The sequence below is a fragment of the Microcoleus sp. PH2017_34_RAT_O_A genome (genome assembly GCF_020737885.1).
GTDB lineage: Bacteria > Cyanobacteriota > Cyanobacteriia > Cyanobacteriales > Microcoleaceae > Microcoleus.
This window is the reverse complement of record NZ_JAEQDD010000051.1, coordinates 1-16,325: the sequence shown is the minus strand read 5'-3', so window position 1 is coordinate 16,325 and position 16,325 is coordinate 1. Positions and strand designations below refer to the sequence as shown.

Sequence of the window (16,325 nt, the reverse complement as noted above, 5' to 3'; positions counted from 1 at the left end):
GTTTGAAGCAAATAGTCCTGCCGCTCCTCTACTCGATCGTCCACCCGGTGAATTGCTGAGGAGGTGGTTGGGTGTCAGGGAGCATCGCAGGGGCGGCGCCCGGCCCTGCCGACGATCGCCAGAAGCCGCCCAGGGGAGGGCCCTGCCGGCGCCCTCAGGTAAGGTTTTTCCGCATTACCAGGCAGTTGGAGCGATCGTCGGTACGGATATAGTGCAGCTCGTCGGTGAGCTTGTACATAAACACCAGTCCCCTTTCTCCTTCTCTATCCAACGGATCGCGCTGCTCTTGCAGGATCGAGCGCAGCTTTGATTCCAGGTTGAAGGGTTGACCTCTGTCCCAAATCCTAATTTCTAAGTAGTCTGCAAACACTTTTACGTCAATGTCGATCGGCGTCTCGGGGGGCAAGTTCTGGTGAGCATGGCGGACAGCATTTGTAAACCCTTCATTAACAATCAGGCTGCACTGCCACCACAAGTCCTGTGGTATCAGCGGCAGAACAATATTCTCCAACCATTCCGAAACTTGTGTCAGAGCGTTCAGGTCTGTTGTAACCTGAAGGTCAAACTCGGCAATTGGTTGCTCGTCTTTCATTTTTCTTCTCCCTGGTCGCCCCCCACCACCGCTGTAGCCAGCGCAGGTTGGAGAGGAAAAGGAGGGCAAGGTCTTGGCAACATATTAGTTTAGTCAAGCTTGAATTGAAGAAGCCCGTTTTGCCTCAAGGTGAGCATTCCTTTCGCACCATTTACTCGATCGCGAAAATGAGAGACTTCCGATACTGTAACCCGCTTCGGTAGGACGTTTAAATCGGAAAATTTCCCGACTCAGCAGCTTGCGATGAGTTATTTCAGCTTCGACCGTGTTAGCAGTCGGTACTTTTCTCAACACACCTGAGTTCTTGTCGTCCTCGAAAACCCTGCTGGAGTCATTCGAGTACGACCTCGAACTCGCCAATTGCTAATTAATGCTCCGATCGCAGAGCTGGTAAATAGATGCACATTTTCTGTGTGAATTTTAACACTTAATACTAACGTAAGTATCGCGATCGATCGCCTACTTGACTAAGTATCAAGTTCGAGTTCCGGCTGTCGAGAAATCAACAGCAACTAAAATTTCAGCAATCGGTTGTTGACCGCTCTACATAGCGCCACTATTTTTGTTAAACAGCACAGTTATGGTTTTAACAATTAGTTTCAGGTCATACATCAGGCTCCAGTCTTGTTGGTATTTTAAATCTAAACGGATGACATCTTCAAAATCGCGGACTTTAGAGCGACCGTTGACTTGCCATTCGCCTGTCATTCCAGGTTTGACATCAAAACGCTGCCACTGAGGGACTTCGTAGCGCTCAACTTCGTCTGGAGTAGGCGGTCTGGTGCCGACTAGACTCATTTCGCCTTTGAGCACGTTCCAAAACTGTGGCAGTTCGTCGAGACTCGTTTTCCGCAAGATGCGTCCGACTTTGGTAATCCGCGGGTCGTTGTCATTTTTGAAAAATGCGCCAGAAGCTTGGTTTTTAATTTCGGCTTTCATGGCTTCGGCATTAGTACACATCGATCGAAATTTCCAAATCCGAAATCTTCTGCCCATCCAGCCGCAGCGGGTTTGTGCAAACAATATCGGGCCCGGATCGTTAATCGTGATGGCTGCCGCTATGGGTACAAACAAAATTCCTGTAATTATCAAACCGACGATCGCCCCAACGACATCTATCACCCGTTTCACCAACGACTGCACCGAGGGATGCGTCATCGGTAGCTGATTGTCGGAGGGGTGTGTCTCTATGGGAGTTGACGTTGCAGAAGGCTGCTCGATTGTCAGCACTTGATCTAGGCTGGTGAGAGCAAATACTGCCATCACCTGTGGCTTGAGGCTTCGGAGCACCAAGTCGCTGCCGCGCTGTTTGGAAAATTTCAGATTGCTGACTAAAGCACCGATCCCGCTACTGTCAATGAATGTCGTCTGACTGAAGTCTAGGACAATTTTGCTGGGAACGGTGTTTTCAGAGAAAAGTTGCTGGCAGGTTGTCTTGAAGTTTACGGCTTCAAGTACGCTCAAGCGCACGGGTATGTGAACCGAGGGAATCTCGTCCAAGTATGTAACCCGAAAATCTGTCTCTGGGGTTTGGCTGACCATGAAGTCCTAGTTTCAAATTTCAAGCTGATGTCTTTAGCCTATTGTGTCCTAGCCGCTCCACGTTTACCAAATATTGTTCCGATCTAAAGCCCAGCTTTATACAAACTTTACAAAAGCGCCCGAAAATGTGGCCGCCGAGCCTCGCCATATCACAGGTCAGGGTAGACTCAAGTCTACCGGTCATCAACCCGTCCAAGTTTTGGCGGAAAAATTTTGAACCCATCAGCTACCCAACTGTCCGGGCTGGAAGTATCTCATTTTTGCAAAAAGGATTTTTTTTAGTGCAGTCGCCGCTCTGGTGCTATACATAGCACCAGAGCGGGGACTGCACAAAGGAATGAGAATTAAATAACTTACAATTTTTATTGTTGTTGTGGGATGGGCGTCCCGCCCGTCCTTTCTGGACAGGCGGGACGCCCATCCCACAAATATGTGTAAATTATTTAATTCGCGATCCTAAGAATGCCAAATTGAGATGCACCCCCGGGCTGGAAGTATCTGTCATTTTTTTAAAGTTATGACAGACTTTGGCAAACAGGGAAAGTGTATAAATTACAATGTCTTGTCGTGTTCGATCTCTATCGGATCTTTAGAAAAATGGTATCAAATCTGAATCAAGATTTTTGTGGATTCAGAGCGATTAATTTTGTCGTTAAGAATTTTCGATCCTGTATTGCAGGGGGAAAGTTACCGCAGCGAACAGCTAAAAGTTAACGGTTAACTGTGTAACAGGAAAGTCAACAGTTAACCGTTAACTTGAAAACCCCGCACCAAAAGTCAGAGGATTAGGTTAAGAATTGTAGACGTTTTCTGACTGGGAGGTTTCGCGGCTGATGGGTTGGACTTTGGCTTTGGCTTTGGCTGCGTTGCGTTTCAGGGCCTGGAGACGAGCTTCGTATTTAGCCCGTTGAGTTTTTTTGGAGGTTTGCTCGATTAAGGTTTTTAAGGCACTACCGAGGCTTTTATAAGCGTTTGGCAGAGTGTAGCCGAAGCGAGTGGCGAGGGTGAGAGCTTTTTCGTCAGCGTCTACTGCTTCTTTTAAACTTTTGTCTCCGTTGTTTTTTTGGTAAAGTCTCCAGCCGGAGACGCCGCACAAAGATAGGGCCAGTACCAGCAGCAAGCCGTCTTGCACCCAAAGTTCGCCGACGGCGCCGCCTAAACCGATCGCCAGAGCAGCCATTTCCCAACCGTCTCTGGGGATGGTGTCGTTTTGGATGCGGGCGACTTCATGCCAAAATAGGAGGTTGCGCTGATCCATTGCTAGCTGTTCCCAGCGGATCAGGTCTATCTGTATTTCTACCTGGTCTTTGCCTATTTCTTCGCTACGGATTAGGGTGGGATTAACTTCTATTGTTTTTTCTACTGTTACCCAACTTTGGAGTTCTGGGGGCAGTATATTTTTCAAGCGCCGGATCTCACTCATCTCGGCTCTTGCTGTAGAGGTTGCATAGGATGTCATAGCTCCGGCCTATTGATTTTCCAAAGGTTAATATGTGTCTATTTCTGGAGTATAGCAAACCTTGAATCCAAATATAGCCGAGCTGCGGGGGTCGATCGACCTTTTGGCAATTTTATTTGATTTTAGTCGTTGTGGGCGATCGATTTCTTCCGACTATTTCATCAACGGTTGAATTTCCTGCCGCAATTTCGACCAAGCCGCCAAAACTTCCGGCTTAGAAGTAATCCCTTTTTGAACCAAAACAACTCCGTCCAATACTTCAGCAATTCCGTAAGAACCGTTCCGCAGAGCTTCGTCTGTAAAACGCACTGCCCCCCTAACTCTACCCCGATCCAGCGGAACTTTTAAATTATGCTGCTGCAACTGCCACAAATCTAACAGCGCATAATCGACATCGACTACCTTTCCCTCTTCATCTCGAAACTGCATCATTTCTAAACGGATGAGGTTTCTGCGACCCGAAAGGTGAGAAACTATGTAACCGCTTGTCGAAACGCTAGCAGCTTGCGGAATCAATTTTAGCACGGTTTGCAGGTCTGTGGCGTGTTCTAATTGCTCCGGCAAGGATTGATAAACCAAAGGATTAAAAGAATAAGGCGACAGAAAATACAAAGCCCCATAGGGATTGGAAGTCAAGGTAAATAATAGCGACAATCCAATACATCCAATCCAAAAACGGTGCAGCCTCGGTTTAAATCTTTCTGGATGTTCCGACCACCATAAAATTACAGCATAAACCAGTAAAGGAATCACGCTTAAGGTATAGCGAGTATTGATAGAAGTCGCTGATTTATTGTAAACTTGCACCAGCAGAACCAGCAAAGGAAAGCTTGACATAATCCAAGCTGGCAGCGAAACAACAGGTATAAATGCCAGCGGCAGCCACAAACCTAAAATAAACCTGATCCGCCTTTCTAAATCGTTAAAAAATACCTCAATTATAATTTGAGGTTGGGTAACAATCCCCCACAGCAGTTCCAGCGTAGACGGATTTTCTGTTTTGACGAATTTCCTAAAAAAATTAGCTAAGTAAAGCCGGGAATTGTCATCAGAAAACATGGGCATCACAACATTGGTAATCAGCGAAACATAACTAAAACTCAACACGCACAGCGCTATTCCGGCTCGCAGATAGCGGCGGCTTACTATTAAATAAGCTCCGATTCCGAACAAACTAATTCCAGTTTCTTCGCGAATTCCTAACGTCAGCGCTGCAAAAATCCAAAACCACACCCACTTTTGCTTTTCTAAAGCTAACAGCAAACTAAATATAAATAGAGGAAGTTGGCAGTGTTCGTAAAAATTTCCCAGCGTCGGGCCTATTACACCATTTGCTCCGTAATAACTGGCTACTATCATTACCGACAGGGGAACAGATAGATAATGTCTTGCTAAAAGATACAAAACTATTCCGGCGACGGCGATTAAAGCTACTTGCAAAACTATCAGGGTAACAGGGGATGGAAACAAGGCATAAATCGGCATCCAAATTAGAAAATTGATAACGAAGTGTTGCCCTAAATGGATGTAAGATGGAGATGACAGTTGTCTGTCTATCAGCGAGGCGCTGGAGGCGCCTGATGACAGGGAACTTTGAAAGAATCTGCCGTGTATGCTGTTCCAAAATACTTGGTTAAATAGGCCGTGATCGTAGGATGCTAAGAAGCTTTCGTAGCGAATTATGCTGAAAGTTAAAACTAATATAAAAAAAATCGCTGCTAGGATTGTAACTTGACGAAATCCTGTTTGATTGTTCCACGAGTCGAGAGGTTTGAATTTCATATTTTTTACTGCACCGATATTTTTTCTAAGGTTGATAGGACTTATCGACAAGTTGCCAGAAACCGGGTTTTTCGCCAAAATACTTGGCTCAAACCCTTAATAAGAGTTGAAAAACCCGGTTTCTTTAGTCGGAGCGATCAAGCCCTGGTTGACTGAAGTTGTGCTTAAATTCGGAAATAGAAATAAATTTGCCTTGGGTTTTAAGCTTGGTAAGGTATTTTTCGAGTTTATCAACCATTTTGCTGCCTGAGTCTTTTTTGACGTAACCGGGTAATTTAAACTGGGAAATATCAGTGAATTCCCAGGGGTGAAAGTAGATGTTCAGATACGAGTCTGTTTCTAGCGTTAGCTTGGTTGCCAATTGTATCATTGACAGAGGAAAGTTTTTAAAGCTCAACCAAAATAACGGAAATCGGATCATAGGAGTGACTGAAATGGGAAGGTTGAGCAGTTTATTCGTATAATATGCAGTTCTGGATTTAGATAGATTATTGTATCTGCCGGGGATGTAAGTAGGATTCATTGAGGAGTTGTATTCGTAGCCTGCTTTTTCTATTTCTATGTCGTCAACTGGCTGAAGTCTTGCCATCCTGAATCCAGTGACTTGAGTATTCGTTATTTCTTCTAAGGTTTGCTTTGATTTTTGTAAATCTTCGAGGCTAAATTGAGAGTGGTAAAAGCCGTGGGAGGCGATTTCGTGGTGTTTTGATAGTTCTCTGATTGTATCTCGGTTGTTGAGTGCAAAGTTGGCTGTCACAAAAAATGTGGCTGTAATCTCTAATCTGTCGAGAAGTGATATAATATTTGACAATCCTCGGCTAGATATTTCAAATTTGATTTCCTCTTCCAGGTGTTGACCGTATTCTTCGGGGATGTCAAATTCTTCTAGATCAAAACTCAACAATATTGATTTATTCATAGTAGCCTGCGCGGTCGTTGTATCTAATTTTAAACAAGCTGATCAGCATTTTTAGGGAATCTTTAAGTATGTTGACTTGAGAAAGTTTGTAGAGATGTTCTTGTGAAACTCGGGCGGGTATCTCACCAGTTGTATATCCTTTTTTGTGAGCTAAAAACAGCAGTTCTGCATCAAAGGAAAACCCGGTAATTGTTTGTCTTTTAAATATTTCTTGGGCTGGTATTTTCTTGAAGCCTTTGAGTCCGGCTTGCATATCTCTATATGGTAGATTCAGGATGGCTCTGGAAATTAAGTTAAATATTTTGCCAGCTATTTTTCTGAGTAAGGTAAGATTTCGGAAGTTGTCTCGATCGAGATTTCGGCAACCAATTACGACATCAAATTTTTCTAATTTTTCTACTAAGGGTTCGAGATGTTCGAGGGAGTATGCTAAGTCGCCATCCATGAAGCAAATGCAGTCGGCGTCTGCATCTTCGCATCCTTTTTTGACGGCATACCCTTTGCCTTGACGGTTGCTGTAAGAAATTAGTTTTATGTGATGTGTGGGAAAAGCTTTGAGTTTGTTTTCTATAATTTCCAGTGTATTGTCGGTCGAGCCGTCATTAACAATGATAAAATTGTAAGCATAATTTTTTTGAGTAAATTCTAAAATTCTGTTAAAGGTTTGCTCTATGCAATTTGCTTCGTTGTAAACAGGCAGAATTACTGCGATTTTCATCATTGTTGTTCGATCGCGCTTTCGCAGAAGTATGCTACCACCTCGGGCAAGAAATCACAAGTACAGGACATCAGGTGTCAAAAAGTTAGCCAACAATAAATCTTGTCAAGTTTGAAGGGGGCTGCGGAAAAAGTACGATCGCCATAAATTGTATCATGGTAGGCTTGACCTAGCTCATCTTTAGGGGCGACACGGGCGATCGACAATCTAGACACTCCCAACATCTGAACTCGAAAAACCGTCATACTACCGCCTGAACTATATACCTTATGAGGTTGTAATTGTCAATGATAAATTATTTAGTTAACAAATGGCCCGAGTATTTTCAACCCGGTATGACGCCCCGAAAAAAACGTATTATTAGATTTTTACTAGCATTCCTCCTAACTTTCATCACCTATCAAGCAATCCTAGAAATCATCACAGTAGAAATTCCGATTTTCGGCTTTCACGATATAGTAGACCTCCGGAATCCCCAGGAAATACCGCCGCAGCGGCGAGACTTTCCCGGCGACTACAGCGAGCAAAACTTGGAACCTTTTTTAGATGACTTAGTTAGGCAGAACTATTGGTTTTTGTCAACCCAAGAGCTTTACGAGCATTTCATCGCCAATCCCAAAAAGCCGGTACCGAGTGAATATCGCGATCGCAAAAAAGTTATGATTACCTTTGACGATGGCAACAAAAGCATTTATACGCACTTACTCCCGATTTTACAAAGACTCGAAAATAAATACAGCAGAAAAACTAAAGTAGTTGTATTTGTCAACTCCGGCTTTTTAGGTCGTCAAGACTCACTCATAAAAAAAGTAACTTGTCAGGACTTAAGAGACGGAATGCAAAAAGGATTTTATGACATTCAATCCCACGGACTGAACCACGAAAATCTTACAAAAATTTCTATGACAGCATTAGACAGAGAACTATCTCAAGACCAAATTAGACTCAGAAAATGCACCAAAGACTTAGATCCAAATCAAATAGTTGCGTCTCACATAGCCTACCCCTTTGGCGCAGTCAACAAAGAAGTTGACAAATACCTCGTCAAATACTTCTCATCAGGATACTTGTACGACAGTCTCAAATTAAAATTGCGGTTTTTTCCACCCAATAAATACCGGATTTCGAGATTAACAGTCAACAAAAAACACTCCGCAGAAAGACTCAGCAGCCTAGCTTCAGGAAGCTGGCTACACAAACTAATTGGCAAAAAATAAGCTATACAGCTTTTACAGTTATTCAATGAAGAATTGGTGAGTGCATTGGAACACGCAACATCGGAATCACAAAATAGCATCGAAAACCAAAAACCCTTAGCAATTGCTGCCGTTTCCCAACGCGCCGACGCACTGGATGCGCTGCGCGGACTAGCAGTATTAGCAATGGTTTTATCAGGTACAATAGCCCGCAAAACCTTACCAGCGTGGATGTATCACGCCCAATTACCACCACCAGACCATATTTTCAATAACAAACTGCCAGGATTAACCTGGGTTGACTTAGTTTTCCCCTTCTTTTTGTTTGCAATGGGCGCCGCGATACCGCTAGCTTTGTCGCGCCGCATCGCCAAGGGAGGGGATTTTAAAAAAGTAATATTCTCTATTTTGCAAAGAGGCTTTTTGTTAGCATCATTTGCGATATTTCTCCAGCACATTCGCCCGACTACAATTAATCCAGACGAACCCAGCCCACAAAAGTGGTGGCTGGCTTTGTGCGGTTTTTTTCTATTATTTTTAATGTACGTTCGCTGGCCACAAAAATGGTCAACTTGGCTGTGGCGAGGGATGACAGTTGCTGGTTGGAGTGCCGGGATTAGCTTCATCTCTCATATCAAATATCCCGATGGTAGGGGAATTTCTTTTGAACGCAACGATATTATCTTGATGGTACTGGCAAATGTGGCGGTTTTTGGTTCTCTAATTTGGCTGTTTACTCGTTCAAATGTGTGGTTGCGAGTCGGATTTTTGGGCTTGCTGTTGGCAGCGCGGATGTCTTCTCATACTGACGGTTGGATTCAGTCTATTTGGCTGTACTCTCCTGCACCTTGGCTGTTTCAATTTGATTATTTAAAGTATTTGTTTGTAGTGATTCCTGGTACGATTGTTGGGGATTTGCTTCGGAGGTGGATAGAGTATCGTTCGCCGGAAGAGGCGAGTTATGCTAGCTGGAAAAGTTGGCGCTATTTTAGCATTATGATTTTGATGTTTGCAGTCAATTTAGTCTTGTTAGTTGGACTGCAATCTAGATTGGTGTGGCAGACGACCTTAGTGACGGTGGTACTGTGTTTGTGCGGTTTGGTTTTGTTTATAAAGCCTAGGAATGTCACGGAAAATGTATTGAACCGCCTTTACAAATGGGGTTTTTATTGGCTGGTTCTGGGTTTGCTATTTGAGCCTTATGAAGGCGGAATTAAGAAAGATTCGGCGACGATGAGTTACTTTTTTGTAACGACTGGAATGGCGATTTTTCTGTTAATTGGGTTGACGATAATTATCGATGTGTTTCAGAAGAGATGCTTTTTGCAGTTGTTTATTGATAACGGGGTGAATCCGATGATTGGGTATGCGGGATTTGCGAATATTATCTGGCCGATTCTGGTGTTAAATGAATGGGAACCTGTGATTATTGAGATGACTTCAACTGATCCGTTTATGGGTTTTTTGAGGGGCTTTGGATATACGGCGATTTTAGCGTTAATTGTGGTGGTATTTACGAGGTTGAAACTGTTTTTGAGGACGTGAGTTAATTAAAGGGCGAGTTTATCTTCAGCTATTGTAGCGGAATGATTTAACCGCAGAGAACACAGAGGACGCAGAGGGAGAGAATGGATCGTGACTTACGCACGGGGTTCATAAACCTGGTTTTTGGTCTCCCATGCGTAACTTCTAGGAAAGTGACTTTAAAATGCCACTTTCTAATTGATAAATCGCTGCCATAATTCCAGTTTCAGGATTGGTTAACAGGGATTTTTTGACATCTTTCAAGTAACTTACAAGGTGTTCGCGCAAAATTGGTCTTTCTATTGTGACTGTATGATTGTAATCCCACAAATCCCACATGATAATCCCGACACCGACAATCGGGTCGATTAAACCTACTCCTAGCTGACTTGCAACTGTACCGCCTGTTTTTGTTGCTATTTTGGCGGCGGCTTTGCTGGCAACTTTTGCTGTAACTTTGCTGCCGACTTTGGTTGCTACTCCCAATATTAATGGTTTAGCAATTAAGTAACCGCTGCCGCCAACTAATACTTTTAATGATAAATTTGAGACGTTTCCTTTGTCGCTAATTGTGGTGGCAATGTCGTTCAGATATTTGTCCCACTGTACTTGTGGGATGTTATAGTTGTTTTGAACTACTTTGACATTTTTGCTGACTTCGGCTATGTACAAGTTAGCAGTATCTTGAGTGATTAATTGAAATTTCAATTGAGCGTTTTTGGGAACCAGCACGCGGTTAGCAAATTCTCTTTGGAAGTCTTCTGTTAATTTTTCGGAAACAGCACGAGAGGCTGCTGTCATGTCAAATCGGTTGAGTACGGCGGATTTGACGAAGTTGAAAGGTACTGTAAACTCCATCTTTTTTTGGTTGAAGTAATCGAAGTACCAATCGAGGAAGCTGTTGTCTACTCGTGCTATTACTTCGGTTTCCCATTTGTCCAATTCTTTTGATGCGAAAGTCTCGGCTGTTGTATTGGCTTTTTGAATGGCGTTTTTAAGGTCTTGGTTGATTTTGCTGAAGTCGTGGGGCGGGGAGACTACAACTGTTGTGGTTGCGGTATTTGTTAGGGATTTGGAGATTAGAAAGTTGCCTAGTAGGGGAATGATGACTACTATAATGACAACTGTCCAAATCATCGGTGTCACGGTTTTGATAAACTGGGTGATGACTTTGAGGCGTTCTGTTTTCTCTGAGTAGCTGATTTTTTCGCTGTCTCGACTCATGGCGGTTCCTCAATTGATGAGATTTTGGGGCTAGTTTTGATTATAGGCGGCGTTTTGGGCGATCGTGTTACGGGCGTGTAGGCTGGGATTCTGCAAAGGTTGGGGGAAAGGGCGATCGCACTCTTTATCTGGGTTAATCTGCGTTGGGATATTAATGCTCTGAATCTTTTACAAAATTAGCCTGTGTTTGGTCAGAGTATTCTGATTGGTAAGTCGTCAAGTTACGCAGCAAGTCTAATAGTTCTTCGTCTGACAAATCTTTCGGGGATTGCTTGCCATACATTGTATTCATATATGTCTGCACGACACTTATTGACCATCCCAATTCCTTAATCTTAGTCTCAATCTGAGCCAAGATGTCCAGCATATCCATGTTTGTTTATCCTAATAATCTAGAGATTTAAGCTTGACTTTCATCATCAATAACTTAAGCCACTTGCTCAACATTGAGCCGCCCTTCAACCCGCTCATATTCATCTTCAAGCAGCCAAAGTCTTGCTTCCTCATAGCTAGAACAAGCAAAAACAATCTTATAGTCTTCAGTCGGGTCGAAAACGCAAAAATTATTTTTATCATCACCGAGCAACATCAAAACATAAGGAGGGACAGAGGTAGGGTCAACCCATATTTCTGTAAACTGCCAGTTATTTGCTAGGTTGGGTACGGGGGATGACATGATATTTATCTCCTATCACTTTAATTTCACCGTAATGTAAAGGAATTTGACTGCCATCACTCTCAATTCTATAACCGATTGGGCTGGCAAAGTAGAGTCCATATCGTTCGTGATTGCGAATAATGCCTGTGAATTCCCCATTTTCTATTATGGCTTGTGCCACCCTAATCATTGTAGCTTCATTGTTAAATACATGAGCAGCTCCCCCTCGCTGCAATAACCTTTGCATTTGTAGTGTATCTGGGAGATGCTTGGCAATGTGTCTATTGTCTATAGTTAGTTCACGGTTAATACCACTCATTTAATCTGAAAATTTCAGTATTTTTTTAATAAAAACCCGGTTTCTCCAAAAAACCGGGTTTTTAATTCAAGGCTAAAAGTAATTAAACCTTAGCTTCTTTCTTTACCAAATCACCCCAGCCCAAATCCTTGAGCGAATTATTCCGGCGCAGGGGACGAGTCACCAACTCCAAAATATCCCGCGCATTACCAAAGCCGTGAATCTGAGCAAAAGTAAACTCAACTGACCATTTAGTATTGATTCCCCGCGCTTCCAAAGGATTAGCGTGAGCCATACCGGTAATCACCAAGTCTATATTCTGCGCGTAAATCCGCTGTAGCTGATTGTAATTGTCCGGTTTCTCGACAATCCGAGGAGTCGGAACTCCCATCTCGTGACAGGTTTTTTCTAACAGCGCCAATTCGGCGGCTTGATAGCGCTTGTCCATGTAAGGAATGCCGATTTCGGGACAAGTCATGCCGCAGCGGATCAAGAATCGTGCTAAAGAAATTTCTAGCAAATTGTCGCCCATGAAGAAGACTGATTTGCCGCGAATTATTTGCAGGTAATCTTCTAAGCCCGCCCAGATTTGTGCTTCCCGTTCGTCTAAACCTTTTGGTTCTATGTTGAGTACGGAGCAAATTTTTTCAATCCAAGCGCGAGTTCCGTCTGGCCCGATCGGGAATGGAGCACCAATTAGCTTACACTTGCGACGGCGCATCAACGTAGAAGCCGTACGGGACAAGAACGGATTCATGCCGGATACATAATAACCTTCTTCCAAAACGGGCAATTCAGTGTAGCGCTTGGAAGGAAGCCAACCAGAAACTTTGATGCCTTGCTTCTTCAATTCTAAGGTTAGCTGAGTCACAACCGGATCGGGCAAAGAACCGAAAAGTACCAGCGGTGTGTGCTTGACATATTCCGATTCATCTGCTGCAACTTCCTCTTTTTTCTTGCCGAAATTCAGCAGTTGAGAGATGGCGTTGCGTTCTACTTTCTGAGATTCCATCACTGGCGCTTTCTCAGGGCATTTAGCAGCCATCGCCGCCAAAACTGTATCTTCCCCTTGGGTAAAGGCGTAATCCAAGCCGTTAGCGCGGGCTGTGACGATGGGGATGCCGATTTCTGCTTCGAGTTTCGGTGCTAACCCTTCCAAGTCCATTTTGATGATTTCGGTGGTGCAAGTGCCGATCCAGACAATTACACTGGGGTTACGATCGCGCTTAATTTGCAAGCACAGCCGCTTCAACTCATCAAAATCGTTTAATTGAGCGGAAATGTCGCCTTCTTCCAACTCAGCCATCGCATAGCGCGGTTCGGCAAAAATCATCACGCCCATGGCGTTTTGCAAGAAGTAGCCGCAAGTTTTGGTACCGATGACTAGGAAAAAGCTATCTTCAATTTTTTGATAAAGCCAAGCTACGCAGCTAATCGGACAAAATGTGTGATAATTACCAGTTTCGCATTCAAAGTTTAAAGCTTCTGGCTCAGTAGTCGTAATTGCAGTCATATTTCAAATGTTCTCCATTTAAATTGTTTTTCGTCTTGAACTTTCCCAGGCTAGGCTAGCGAGGAAATAGCTGTATTTGGCGATCGCGCGATCGCAGAACAATAATAGAAATACCTGGTTTTGGCGTAATTCCTGTGAAAAATAGATGCAGCAAACTGAATATTTTCGCAGCAGCAGCATCTAAAATTCCAGCTCAAAAATTCTGCGCGAGGGCTTGTAATCCCTCACAGCAGGGATTTAGTGTTTTTCAACTCGCTAAGCTAAAAACCATTTTGGTGGTTGTGAGTTTGAGTCAATTAAAATTTAACAATTAAAATTTAACAACTCGCAACTCACAACTCACAAATAGGCGGGAAAACTCCCGACTAGGATAGACTTTGGCGATCGCAACAACCTTACTTAAAATCCGACAAAAAGCCCGAAATCTCTTCATCCTCATCATCAGAATCCAAATCACCGAGACCTAGAGCATCTAAATCATCTTCATCAGGATCTCCGGTAGTTGCTTCCCCCAAATCGTCTAGTCCGAGTTCGTCGAGGTCATCGTCATCAGATACAGAGAAATCGTCAAGACCATCTTCGTCCAAGTCGCCCAGATCCATATCTAGGTCATCTGAGGTCGTAGCCCCAAACGGATCGGGTATTGCTTCGGCGACAAACTCTGCATCTTCTTCCCCAAACGGATCGGATATCCCCGCTTCGAGATCCCCAGAGGTCAAAGTCCCAAATTCTGAGGCTTCATCTTCCTCGTCATCGAGGTCGAGACCGCCCAAAGCCGAGCCTTCATCTTCCTCATCGTCGAGGTCGAGACCGCCCAAAGCTGAGGCTTCATCTTCCTCATCATCGAGGTCGAGACCGCCCAAAGCTGAGGCTTCATCTTCCTCATCGTCGAGGTCGAGACCGCCCAAAGCTGAGGCTTCATCTTCCTCGTCATCGCCCATATCGAAGTCTGATATGGCGTCTTCCTCATCCTCGCCCATATCGAAGCCAGATATGCCGTCTTCCTCATCCTCGCTCATATCAAAGTCTGATATGGAGTCTTCCTCATCGTCCCCGAGAGCGAGACCGTCCAAAGCCGAGGCTTCTTCTTCCTCATCCTCGTCCATGTCGAAGTCGGAGACAGATTCTTCCTCATCCTCGTCCATGTCGAAGTCAGAGATAGATTCTGCCTCGTCCTCGTCCATGTCGAAGTCGGAGATAGATTCTGCTTCGTCCTCGTCCATGTCGAAGTCAGAGACTGCTTCTTCCTCATCCGGTCTCAGTGCGTTAACAGCAGCAGCCAGACCAGCGACTCCGGCGACTCCGGCGACTACTCCGGCTGCTGTTAACGCCGCACCGCCTAATTTATTAGATTTGGCATCAGCAGTTGGAGCGGCTGCGGGTGCAGCAGTTGCAGTTGGAGCGGCTGCGGGTGCAGCAGTTGCAGTTGGAGCGGCTGCGGGTGCAGCAGTTGCAGTTGGAGTGGCTGCGGGTGCAGCAGTTGCAGTTGGAGCGGCTGCGGGTGCAGCAGTTGCAGTTGGAGGTTGACCGGCTACCTGTGGCACGGTACTTGAAGGCATACCCAGTGCTAGATCCGGGTCAAAATTTAGACCCAAGACTTCGATCAGGCTGTCTGCATCCGGCTTGAGTTTTGAGAAGGGCAGCATTAATTGCTGGAGTTCCGGCTCCAGGGCAGCCGCAATTCCCAGGATGAGGTAAGAAACAGGCCTTTTCCCGCCGTCGGGTGTGGCGACCGTGTTGTCAGCCGTCATGTGCAGGAGCAGCCAAGTCCGATTTGCCTGGTAGTAGTCCAACCACTTCTGTTTGAGAGCAACTGAAAAAGTATCAAAAAAAGCCATAACCTCTTTATCCTCATCCTGATCGCTAGACCTATTAAACCATCATCAGGTCTAGCTCATCTTCCTCCTTCTTGACCACTGGTTGCACAGGATTTAGATAAAAATCTGACAACAAGGAGAATAATTCGCGATCGGGCGTGTCGTTGGGCACTACTCCTTCGGGCATTGCCAAAATTTGGTCGGCGATGTTGAGGTAGTAATCGCAGACGTAGTTGAGGGAGGGATCGCTCTCGGCCATCTCAAACAAAGTCTTGCCTTTGACGCGAGAAACGCGGATGTCTTCAATTAGCGGCAGGACTTCGAGCACTGGCATGGGTACAGTGTCGATGTACTTGTCGATCAAATCGCGCTTGGAGGTGCGGTTGCCAATTAGACCGGCGAGGCGCAACGGGTGAGTGCGGGCTTTTTCGCGAACTGAGGCGGCGATGCGGTTGGCTGCAAATAATGCGTCGAATCCGTTGTCGGTCACAATCATGCAGTAGTCGGCGTAGTTCAATGGGGCAGCAAAACCGCCGCACACTACGTCGCCGAGTACGTCGAACAGGATGATGTCGTATTCCTCAAAGGCGTTGAGTTCTTTGAGCAGTTTAACGGTCTCTCCGACTACGTAGCCGCCGCAACCAGCTCCTGCGGGCGGGCCGCCTGCTTCTACGCAGTCAACGCCGCCGTAGCCTTTGTAGATGACATCTTCGGGCCAAACGTCTTCGTAGTGATAGTCCTTTTCCTGAAGGGTGTCAATAATTGTGGGGATCAAGAAGCCCGTGAGGGTAAATGTGCTGTCGTGCTTTGGATCGCAACCGATTTGCAAAACTTTCTTGCCGCGTTTGGCTAGGGCAACGGAGATGTTGCAGCTTGTTGTCGATTTGCCAATTCCACCTTTTCCGTAAACTGCGAGTTTCACTCTTTTTTTCTCCTATAGGTTTCTATCAAAACGATCGGGCTGGGGTTTGACGCTTTGATGTTGCGATCGCTACGCCTCTAATCGCCAATTAATTGGACAAACGTGGACTCAGCATACAAAAGAAAACCTTGGCACCTCAAAAGTGGTCATTCTTTTTGGCA

At 44.9% G+C, this 16,325-nt stretch carries 17 protein-coding genes; 2 read left to right on the top strand and 15 right to left on the bottom strand.

The annotated features are described in order from the left end of the window. Positions 1–154 precede the first annotated feature (154 nt). From JGK11_RS17905 to JGK11_RS17870, 8 genes are all read right to left on the bottom strand, one after another. Positions 155–592, bottom strand: coding sequence for an ATP-binding protein (locus JGK11_RS17905; protein WP_293207092.1), 438 nt, complete (start codon positions 590–592; stop codon positions 155–157). Positions 593–685: 93 nt separating this feature from the next. Continuing rightward, a complete protein-coding gene (locus JGK11_RS17900) occupies positions 686–886 on the bottom strand; it encodes a hypothetical protein (RefSeq protein ID WP_293183251.1) in 201 nt (66 codons plus the stop codon). Positions 887–1,135: 249 nt separating this feature from the next. Next, the gene (locus tag JGK11_RS17895; protein ID WP_293183249.1) at positions 1,136–2,134 is read right to left on the bottom strand and encodes a sugar transferase; all 999 of its coding nucleotides are present in this window, start codon (positions 2,132–2,134) and stop codon (positions 1,136–1,138) included. A 790-nt stretch (positions 2,135–2,924) separates the two neighbouring features. Continuing rightward, a complete protein-coding gene (locus JGK11_RS17890) occupies positions 2,925–3,593 on the bottom strand; it encodes a DUF3318 domain-containing protein (RefSeq protein WP_293183247.1) in 669 nt (222 codons plus the stop codon). Positions 3,594–3,746: 153 nt separating this feature from the next. After that, complete coding sequence (locus tag JGK11_RS17885) at positions 3,747–5,375, bottom strand: DUF2079 domain-containing protein (RefSeq protein ID WP_293196893.1); 1,629 nt, start codon at positions 5,373–5,375, stop codon at positions 3,747–3,749. A gap of 124 nt (positions 5,376–5,499) precedes the next feature. Next, on the bottom strand, positions 5,500–6,294 hold the full coding sequence (locus JGK11_RS17880; RefSeq protein ID WP_293183243.1) for a polysaccharide deacetylase family protein: 795 nt from the start codon (positions 6,292–6,294) through the stop codon (positions 5,500–5,502). After that, entirely contained in the window at positions 6,287–7,015 is a 729-nt protein-coding gene (locus JGK11_RS17875) for a glycosyltransferase (protein ID WP_293183241.1), read from the bottom strand. The genes JGK11_RS17880 and JGK11_RS17875 overlap by 8 nt, the downstream gene beginning before the upstream one ends. 74 nt (positions 7,016–7,089) lie before the next feature. Then, complete coding sequence (locus JGK11_RS17870) at positions 7,090–7,257, bottom strand: hypothetical protein (protein WP_293183239.1); 168 nt, start codon at positions 7,255–7,257, stop codon at positions 7,090–7,092. Positions 7,258–7,347: 90 nt separating this feature from the next. Here JGK11_RS17870 and JGK11_RS17865 point away from each other — a divergent pair, with 90 nt between their 5' ends. After that, positions 7,348–8,229: a polysaccharide deacetylase family protein gene (locus JGK11_RS17865; RefSeq protein WP_293196891.1), complete on the top strand. Its 882-nt coding sequence runs from the start codon at positions 7,348–7,350 to the stop codon at positions 8,227–8,229. Between the two features lie 36 nt (positions 8,230–8,265). Then, positions 8,266–9,753, top strand: a complete 1,488-nt coding sequence (locus JGK11_RS17860; protein WP_293212400.1) for a DUF5009 domain-containing protein — start codon at positions 8,266–8,268, stop codon at positions 9,751–9,753. 144 nt (positions 9,754–9,897) lie between these two features. Here the strand turns inward: JGK11_RS17860 and JGK11_RS17855 are convergent, their stop codons facing one another. From JGK11_RS17855 to bchL, 7 genes are all read right to left on the bottom strand, one after another. Further along, positions 9,898–10,956 (bottom strand): hypothetical protein, encoded by a 1,059-nt coding sequence (locus tag JGK11_RS17855; protein ID WP_293183233.1) that lies wholly within the window; start codon positions 10,954–10,956, stop codon positions 9,898–9,900. 151 nt (positions 10,957–11,107) lie between these two features. After that, on the bottom strand, positions 11,108–11,329 hold the full coding sequence (locus JGK11_RS17850; RefSeq protein ID WP_293212399.1) for a hypothetical protein: 222 nt from the start codon (positions 11,327–11,329) through the stop codon (positions 11,108–11,110). Positions 11,330–11,383: 54 nt separating this feature from the next. After that, positions 11,384–11,632: a hypothetical protein gene (locus tag JGK11_RS17845; RefSeq protein ID WP_293212398.1), complete on the bottom strand. Its 249-nt coding sequence runs from the start codon at positions 11,630–11,632 to the stop codon at positions 11,384–11,386. Beyond that, complete coding sequence (locus tag JGK11_RS17840; protein WP_293212397.1) at positions 11,601–11,933, bottom strand: hypothetical protein; 333 nt, start codon at positions 11,931–11,933, stop codon at positions 11,601–11,603. The genes JGK11_RS17845 and JGK11_RS17840 overlap by 32 nt, the downstream gene beginning before the upstream one ends. Before the next feature lie 82 nt (positions 11,934–12,015). Beyond that, positions 12,016–13,425: a ferredoxin:protochlorophyllide reductase (ATP-dependent) subunit N gene (locus tag JGK11_RS17835; protein ID WP_293212396.1), complete on the bottom strand. Its 1,410-nt coding sequence runs from the start codon at positions 13,423–13,425 to the stop codon at positions 12,016–12,018. 395 nt (positions 13,426–13,820) lie between these two features. Beyond that, positions 13,821–15,263, bottom strand: a complete 1,443-nt coding sequence (locus JGK11_RS17830) for a DUF5331 domain-containing protein (RefSeq protein ID WP_293183219.1) — start codon at positions 15,261–15,263, stop codon at positions 13,821–13,823. 34 nt (positions 15,264–15,297) lie between these two features. Next, complete coding sequence (bchL, locus tag JGK11_RS17825) at positions 15,298–16,164, bottom strand: ferredoxin:protochlorophyllide reductase (ATP-dependent) iron-sulfur ATP-binding protein (RefSeq protein ID WP_265237962.1); 867 nt, start codon at positions 16,162–16,164, stop codon at positions 15,298–15,300. Positions 16,165–16,325: the final 161 nt, after the last annotated feature.

What these genes read in the sequence shown, in the direction of transcription:
- JGK11_RS17885 (WP_293196893.1), bottom strand. Translation starts at nt 5,375, where the DNA reads ATGAAATTCAAACCTCTCGACTCGTGGAACAATCAAACAGGATTTCGT.
- JGK11_RS17865 (WP_293196891.1), top strand. Translation starts at nt 7,348, where the DNA reads ATGACGCCCCGAAAAAAACGTATTATTAGATTTTTACTAGCATTCCTC.
- JGK11_RS17875 (WP_293183241.1), bottom strand. Translation starts at nt 7,015, where the DNA reads ATGATGAAAATCGCAGTAATTCTGCCTGTTTACAACGAAGCAAATTGC.
- JGK11_RS17840 (WP_293212397.1), bottom strand. Translation starts at nt 11,933, where the DNA reads ATGAGTGGTATTAACCGTGAACTAACTATAGACAATAGACACATTGCC.
- JGK11_RS17905 (WP_293207092.1), bottom strand. Translation starts at nt 592, where the DNA reads ATGAAAGACGAGCAACCAATTGCCGAGTTTGACCTTCAGGTTACAACA.
- JGK11_RS17835 (WP_293212396.1), bottom strand. Translation starts at nt 13,425, where the DNA reads ATGACTGCAATTACGACTACTGAGCCAGAAGCTTTAAACTTTGAATGC.
- JGK11_RS17845 (WP_293212398.1), bottom strand. Translation starts at nt 11,632, where the DNA reads ATGTCATCCCCCGTACCCAACCTAGCAAATAACTGGCAGTTTACAGAA.
- JGK11_RS17890 (WP_293183247.1), bottom strand. Translation starts at nt 3,593, where the DNA reads ATGACATCCTATGCAACCTCTACAGCAAGAGCCGAGATGAGTGAGATC.
- JGK11_RS17855 (WP_293183233.1), bottom strand. Translation starts at nt 10,956, where the DNA reads ATGAGTCGAGACAGCGAAAAAATCAGCTACTCAGAGAAAACAGAACGC.
- JGK11_RS17895 (WP_293183249.1), bottom strand. Translation starts at nt 2,134, where the DNA reads ATGGTCAGCCAAACCCCAGAGACAGATTTTCGGGTTACATACTTGGAC.
- JGK11_RS17870 (WP_293183239.1), bottom strand. Translation starts at nt 7,257, where the DNA reads ATGACGGTTTTTCGAGTTCAGATGTTGGGAGTGTCTAGATTGTCGATC.
- JGK11_RS17850 (WP_293212399.1), bottom strand. Translation starts at nt 11,329, where the DNA reads ATGGATATGCTGGACATCTTGGCTCAGATTGAGACTAAGATTAAGGAA.
- JGK11_RS17880 (WP_293183243.1), bottom strand. Translation starts at nt 6,294, where the DNA reads ATGAATAAATCAATATTGTTGAGTTTTGATCTAGAAGAATTTGACATC.
- JGK11_RS17830 (WP_293183219.1), bottom strand. Translation starts at nt 15,263, where the DNA reads ATGGCTTTTTTTGATACTTTTTCAGTTGCTCTCAAACAGAAGTGGTTG.